Consider the following 5958-nt stretch of genomic DNA (forward strand, 5'->3'; position numbering starts at 1 on the left):
GATATGCCTCGCTCCCAGGACATCGACTACGTTTTCACCCGATCCAATGTTATCGACGGCAAGATTTCCTACGGCAGTGCATCGGCGAAGACCCGATTTACACGCTGCCTGGCCAGCTACGACAACCCGCTGAACAACTACGACACCGACGTCACCGTCTATTCCGACCTGCCGCTGCAGCGACGCCTGGGCGACAAGCCGACGGAGATCAGTGCCATCGGCTGCACTCGGGCATCTGAGGCCCAGCGCCGCGCTAAGTGGCTGGTGCTGAGCAACAACCAGGACCGCACCATCAGCTTCAGGACCGGTATGGAAGGTCGCATCCCGCTGCCTGGGTTCATTATCCCCGTCGCCGACTCGCTGCTGGCGGGCCGGGAGATTGGCGGGCGTATTGCAGCGGCGGCCGGGAAGGTCATCACTTTGGACCGCGACACCTTGGCCAAGGCCGGTGACCGGCTGATGATCAACCTCCCTGGTGGGCGGGCAGAAGGGCGTACAGTGGAAAGCGTGAGCGGACGCAACGTAACGGTGACTGTTGCGTATAGCGAGGCTCCGGCTGTACAGCTTCAGTGGGCAATTGATGCGGACGACTTAGCAATTCCGCTCTACAGGGTCACTAGGACAGCGCGGACGCCGGAAGGCGACTACGAGATCAGTGCCCTGCAATACGAGCCAAGCAAATACGCAAACATTGATACTGGCGCGCGCCTTGAGGAACGACCAATTAGCGTCATTCCTATCACAGTTGTTCCCCCACCCGAGAGCGTGACCGTCTCGTCGGACGTTTCCATCGACCAAGGCATCGCTATCAGCACCATGAACATCTCGTGGCCCGCTGTCGCTGGCGCCGTCGCCTATGACGTGGAGTGGCGCAAGGACAGCGGCAACTGGATCAAGGTGCAGCGTACTGGCTCAACGAGCGTCGACGTCACTGGTATTTACTCGGGCGCCTACTTGGCTCGGGTGCGTGCGTTGAGCGCGTTCGAAATCTCGTCGATCTGGAAAAACTCCAGTCTGACCAACTTGGAAGGCAAAACCGGCCTGCCGCCGGCTGTGTCGTTCCTTACCACCACCAGCGAGCTGTTCGGAATTGGCATCAAGTGGGGCTTCCCTGCTGGCGCCGAGGATACCCAGCGTACCGAGCTTTGGTATGGCCCGGCGAATAACCTGCCGGCCGCGACGAAGCTGGCCGACCTGGCATATCCGCAGGCCGACTACCGGATGCAGTCCCTGTTGGCGGGCGCAACGCTGTTCTTCTGGGCGCGCCTGGTGGACCGTACCGGCAACATCGGTCCGTTCTATCCGGTGGTGAATGGGGTGATGGGGCAAGCCAGTTCTGATGCTGGGCCGATTCTTGAGCAGATCAAGGGGCAGATTGATGAAAACGTCCCTGGGCCAGCTGCTCAAAGATCGGATCAATCTTATCGACGGCAACGGACCTGGCTCGGTCAACGGGCGTATCGAAGCCGCCAAGGACGAACTGGAAGGGCTGATTGACCAGATCGTCGACGCGCTTGAGTACGACCCGTCCAAAACCTACGCGGTTAATGACATCGTTCGCCAAGGGCAACGGCTGTATCAAGCGGTAGCGCCTGTCCCTGTAAACGTTCCACCGCCGAATATTTGGCATTGGATGGACATTGGTACCGTTGCGCAGACGGTCAGTGCATTGGCCACACAGGTCCAGCAAAACACCTCAACCATCACGCAGCAAGGCCAGGACATCACCGCTCAGGCACAACAGCTCAACGCGGTGAAGGTTACGGTCAACGATCCTGTGACGGGCGTGAATGCCACGGCCAGCGGGTTAAGCAGCCTCAAGGCCACGGTAACCACTCTCGACGGCAAGGTCACCACCACGGCGCAGCGGGTTGACGGTATTTACTTACAGGTCAATCCGCCGCTCCAGGGTGATGACACTGCGCTGATCGGTTCGGACGAGAGCTACGTTGGTGTCTGGTCTGTTCAGTCCGCCCTGATCGAGGGCGACCTGGTGCAGGGACAGCGAACTGACACGGTGGAAGTGAAGGTGGCCAACAATGCCGCCGCAGTCGTAGCCGAGCAAACCGCCCGTATTAATGCCGACGGCGTGTTGTCGTCCAGCATCGAAACGGTCAAGAACTCGGTCAACGGCAACACACTGGCTATCCAGACCAACACCACGGCAATTCAAACGGTCGACGGCAAGGTCACGGCGAACTGGTCGGTGCGGATGCAGTACGAAACCGCAACCGGACTCTACAAGTACGCTGGCATCGGGCTTGGGCTGGAGAATGGCCCTGGGGGATTGCAGTCGCAGTTCATCATCGACGCCGACAGGTTTGCCATCGGTCAGGCTGGATCGGTTCCGTTCGCAGTGCAGGGTGGGCAGACCTTTATTAAGGCCGCATTTATCCAGGACGGCACGATAACTAATGCCAAGATCGGTAACTACATCCAGTCGAACAACTATGATCCAGGTAAAGCTGGCTGGAAGCTTTTCTTCGACGGGACCTTTGAAATCAACGGAGTTGTACCAGGGCAGGGCCGATCAATGATGACAAATCGCTCGTTACGGTTTTGGGATAATGGTGGCGTCAAGCGCGTTCAAATCGGAGATCTTACCGAATGAGTTCTGGAATCAGAATTTGGGGGCCCACTGGTAATTTACAGTTGGACGAGAACTCGTTCACCGTGAGGGTCGTTTACTCGGCGCTGGTGACTTCTGCTGTTGGTTCTGTTGCGAGGAATGTATATATCCCAATACCAGAGGTTGATATCGCGACTCATGTTGGGGTTTGTCTCCCAAACGAACCGTGGAGGTTCTCTCAAGATCCAAGGAACTCACAGTTTGACGTTCAGATTATGAGTGGCGGGGTTACCGTATGGTTTGCAAATCGAAATATGCCTAATGGCAAGAAAGGCGTTTCGACTCAAAGGCTTTTAGTATTTAGGTATAGATAATGTCATACGGATTAATATTTAAAAAATAATTCGGACGTTGTTGCCTTGGACTCCGAGTATTCTAGGTTGGTTATACTCTACTCGGCTCGATATGAACCTATAGGAGCCGTATTCCCCACACCGTTTACCTCCCAAGAACCTCCTTTGGTTTTTGCAAGACCAGATGCCACCGCGTCTTTTCAGGGAGTGCAGCTATTGGGGGCGCCAGGTAACTGGACTGGTTGGCGAAACGAATGGCCTGGGAATGTATCCGGAACATATTTCGTGGCCGCCTATGAAGCTAAGCCCGTAGAAGGTTATGGGCTAAGGTTGTGGGATTCAAATTCAAAACTACTGTTCGATAATGGCGCGCCTTGTGCGCAGTTTACGACTGTAGTTTCTGAATGGACATTTATGGGAGCTGTTAATACATCACCCGGAAGATGGAATTTTTCTTGGACCTCCACGGCTCCAATTAGCGATGGTAGCTATATATTAATCAATAATATTGCGATGGATATGCCCGCAAGGGATAGCTACTCATGGTTGGGTTGTGGGTGGAATCAAGAGAATAATAAAGTTTCTATTGGGCTTCAGAATTTAGGTGACTTTAATGAGGCTTATTTCTACTTTTCACTTCTGTTCGGCAAGCCGATGCTCTGATCAATTAACAGTTTGAGGTTATAAAATGCCAAGACAAGAAATCAACATCGGTATAGCCCCAACAGGGGCTGGCGGCGATACGACCCGAAGTAGCGCCGTGAAAATAAATGCTATGACAGCTGAAATATACTCAGCGCTCGCCACAAAGTTTGATGCAGTGTCTGCCTTGGTTGATCCTACTGGAGGTGGCTTGATGTCACGCACAACCGTTTCAGGCTTAGATATTTGTAAATATCTCAATGGTATGCAAGTGATCAGTGGTAGTCTTGGCTCTTCTGGTAATATTCCTGCTAACGCTTCTACAGTTGTCCGCTACAACTTGCCTGTTTCTGTCGGCCCGGACTTGGCAAAGGCATGCGTGGATGGGTTTGCGCAGCCTAGCAATAATTACGATCATTACGGCATAGTCTCCGGTTTTGCTGATACTTCAACCTCAGTTACATTGGTAATAAGAAATGGAGCAACGTCACAGTCATTCAATCCTAGAGTTACTATACTGAGCCAGTGGAAAATGAAAATTAAAACTATTGCCTTTTCTGACTAATGAATCTATTTCCGGCTCCGTAAGTGGTGATATCTTAACTGTAAATGGAGATAGTTTTGATTTTACACCGCTAAAGGATGGGTTCAGGCTTCCGGCCTCAGCAATTTCTAGTGAATGGTTTTGTTGATTATGTTGAACGCAAGGGCCAAACGCTGCATATGACCCTGAGGCTGCCCGTGCAAGCAGACAGCCCTGATGAATATAGAAATCCGATAGAGCCAATCGTAATCGATGCGCGCAGTGGCCCTGTGAAGTTTCCGGACACATCGCCATCAGCACTGTCGATGACGGAACTTACTGCAACTCAGGAGGAAAAGTAATGGTGGACTGGAGCAAACTTGAACCGATCAAGACGCCGCAAGATGTGGCGAATGATCTCAGTGTGGAGCAGGCGAAAACATATCTAAATGAGACCAACTGGTATGCATTCGCCTTGCTTGAAGATGGCACACCGATTCCTGGTGATATCAAGCAGGCACGCACTGCTGCCCGCGCAACTCTCATTCAGCTAAGCCCTCCATCCGCGCCTTGACTTTCTGCGAAAAAAACCGCCCGCCTCGAGCGGGCTTTTTATTGCCTGGAGAAAAGTATGACCACTACTGGAAAAGACCGGGACATCCTGGCGCGCACGCTGTGGGGCGAAGCCCGCGGCGAGGGTCTGGACGGCCAGATCGCCGTAGCCTGGACCATCCGCAACCGTGTGTTCGACGGCAAGGCCACCTCATGGTGGGGCGAGGGTTACGCTGGGGTGTGCCTGAAGCCTTGGCAGTTCAGCTGCTGGAACCAGAACGACCCGAACTACGCCTACCTGAGTGGTGCCCAAGCAGATYCCGGCCCGCGGCAGTTCGCCCAGGCCCAGCGTGCGGCTGACCAGGTGATGTCAGGCGCGGTACCGGATCCAACCGGCGGGGCCACGCATTACTACGCGACCACGATGCCAAAAGCCCCGGCTTGGGCGGCGAAGGCCAAGCAGACACTGCGCCTTGGTCACCATGTGTTCTTCAAGGATGTGCCGTGATGACGCCCTTGCAGAAGCTGGCTTGCTTTGGGCTTGCGGCTGTCCTTCTGCTGGTGCTGGGCGCTGGCGGTGGTGCGTGGCTGGCTGCCCGGCATTACCGGCCGTTACTCGACGCCGCGAACACCGACTTGGTCAGTGCTCAGTCGGCGCTCGACAACCTGGAAGCGCTGGCGGGAGAGCAAGGCAGGAAGCTAGGTGAGCTTGTCCAGGCCGGCGATCAGCGGGAGCGAACTGCCGCCCAGGCCCTGGCAAAAGCAACGCAAGAGGCCCAGCCCGACTACGCCGCTGCCAGTCAGTTGTTTGCGGGAGCGAACCGGTGGCGACCGGCCCAGGCTGCTGCGGCCATCATCGATCAGGAGTTGGGGTTATGAAGTCTTTTCTGGTGCTGTTAGCGCTGGTGCTGACTGGCTGCGCGGGCCGGGAGCCAGAGGTGCGCACTGTGCGCGTGGAGGTGCCGGTGCTGGTGCCGTGCACAACACAGGGGGTCGCTGTGCCGCCATGGGCAGCTGCTGGGCTGAAGAAGTCCGACAGCCTGGAAGTAAAGGTTCGGGCATTGTTGGCCGAGCGTCGGCAGCGTATCGGTTACGAGCGTCAGCTGGTCGCGGCGGTGCAGGCTTGCCAGTAGGCCTGGTGGTATCAAGCCCTGATCGGCTGGATGAGCTCGGGCCCCTTGTTGCGCACGTTGCCCACGGCCGTATCTACCTTGAACCACTCGAACACCTCGGACGGCTCGCCCTGGTGTAGCACCATCTGCTCGGCGCGCTCCTTGGGCGTGGCCGGGTCCAACCATTCCCGAGCTAGGTCCGGGGTC

The 5958-nt window shown here is 55.7% G+C and carries 6 protein-coding genes and 2 pseudogenes; 7 read left to right on the forward strand and 1 reads right to left on the reverse strand.

The window, feature by feature from the left end:
* The 7 genes and pseudogenes from DQ405_RS23470 to DQ405_RS23500 all read left to right on the forward strand — a co-directional run.
* Nucleotides 1–2611, forward strand: a pseudogene (locus DQ405_RS23470) (phage tail tip fiber protein); the annotation flags it as partial.
* A gap of 596 nt (nt 2612–3207) precedes the next feature.
* Nucleotides 3208–3585 carry a hypothetical protein gene (locus tag DQ405_RS23475; RefSeq protein ID WP_130174728.1) on the forward strand — a complete coding sequence of 126 codons (378 nt, stop codon included), beginning with the start codon at nt 3208–3210 and terminating at the stop codon, nt 3583–3585.
* Between the two features lie 25 nt (nt 3586–3610).
* Nucleotides 3611–4129, forward strand: a complete 519-nt coding sequence (locus DQ405_RS23480) for a hypothetical protein (protein ID WP_168426296.1) — start codon at nt 3611–3613, stop codon at nt 4127–4129.
* Nucleotides 4130–4448: 319 nt separating this feature from the next.
* Entirely contained in the window at nt 4449–4661 is a 213-nt protein-coding gene (locus tag DQ405_RS23485) for a hypothetical protein (protein ID WP_094774162.1), read from the forward strand.
* A gap of 57 nt (nt 4662–4718) precedes the next feature.
* Complete coding sequence (locus tag DQ405_RS23490) at nt 4719–5147, forward strand: cell wall hydrolase (protein ID WP_168426297.1); 429 nt, start codon at nt 4719–4721, stop codon at nt 5145–5147.
* A complete protein-coding gene (locus DQ405_RS23495) occupies nt 5147–5518 on the forward strand; it encodes a hypothetical protein (protein ID WP_168426298.1) in 372 nt (123 codons plus the stop codon). Before DQ405_RS23490 ends, DQ405_RS23495 begins: the two co-directional genes overlap by 1 nt.
* Entirely contained in the window at nt 5515–5772 is a 258-nt protein-coding gene (locus DQ405_RS23500) for a hypothetical protein (protein ID WP_168426299.1), read from the forward strand. Before DQ405_RS23495 ends, DQ405_RS23500 begins: the two co-directional genes overlap by 4 nt.
* Before the next feature lie 11 nt (nt 5773–5783).
* Here DQ405_RS23500 and DQ405_RS27655 read toward each other — a convergent pair.
* Nucleotides 5784–5958 (reverse strand): annotated as a pseudogene (locus DQ405_RS27655) (DUF159 family protein); the annotation flags it as partial.

Source organism: Pseudomonas sp. SST3, from assembly GCF_003325755.1.

What these genes read in the sequence shown, in the direction of transcription:
- DQ405_RS23480 (WP_168426296.1), top strand. Translation starts at nt 3,611, where the DNA reads ATGCCAAGACAAGAAATCAACATCGGTATAGCCCCAACAGGGGCTGGC.
- DQ405_RS23485 (WP_094774162.1), top strand. Translation starts at nt 4,449, where the DNA reads ATGGTGGACTGGAGCAAACTTGAACCGATCAAGACGCCGCAAGATGTG.
- DQ405_RS23500 (WP_168426299.1), top strand. Translation starts at nt 5,515, where the DNA reads ATGAAGTCTTTTCTGGTGCTGTTAGCGCTGGTGCTGACTGGCTGCGCG.
- DQ405_RS23495 (WP_168426298.1), top strand. Translation starts at nt 5,147, where the DNA reads ATGACGCCCTTGCAGAAGCTGGCTTGCTTTGGGCTTGCGGCTGTCCTT.